The organism is Pseudocitrobacter sp. 73, assembly GCF_008369545.1.
Taxonomy (GTDB): domain Bacteria; phylum Pseudomonadota; class Gammaproteobacteria; order Enterobacterales; family Enterobacteriaceae; genus Pseudocitrobacter; species Pseudocitrobacter vendiensis.
Window position 1 is genome coordinate 1 of the sequence record NZ_VTZO01000039.1, and the last position, 479, is coordinate 479.

General features: G+C 47.2%; 1 pseudogene. It reads right to left on the reverse strand.

From position 1 onward, the window contains the following. Positions 1-458: pseudogene (locus F0Q32_RS24500) on the reverse strand (IS110 family transposase); the annotation flags it as partial. Between the last annotated feature and the right edge of the window lie 21 nt (positions 459-479).

The window sequence follows — 479 nt, forward strand, 5'->3', positions numbered from 1 at the left end:
CACGGAACGCTGATACCAAAGTCCAGCAAAAAAGCATGCATCTGATTAGTTGTTTTCACCTTATCCTGAACCAGGGATTCACAGACACGATGGAGAGCTCGCATTGCATGCTGAGATGCGGTTCTGGGCTACACGAAACGCATAGATGGACGGGATGCTGCTTCACAGATAGCTTCAGCATCAACGAAGTCATTTTTGTTGCTTTTAACGAATGGGCGGACAAATTGCGGTGATATCAGCTTTGGAAAATGCCCTAACTCTGCCAGCTTGCGTGCCATAAAGTGAGAACCGCCACAGGCTTCCATCGCGATGGTTGTTGCCGGGCATGTCGCCAGAAATTCGATTAGCTTTGGTCGGGTGAATTTTTTACGGTAAACGGCCTTCCCACGATGATCCTGACAATGAATATGGAAAGAGTTCTTACCCAGATCGATACCAATAAGCGCAATGTTTTCCAAGATGGTTCTCCGAATGAAAGC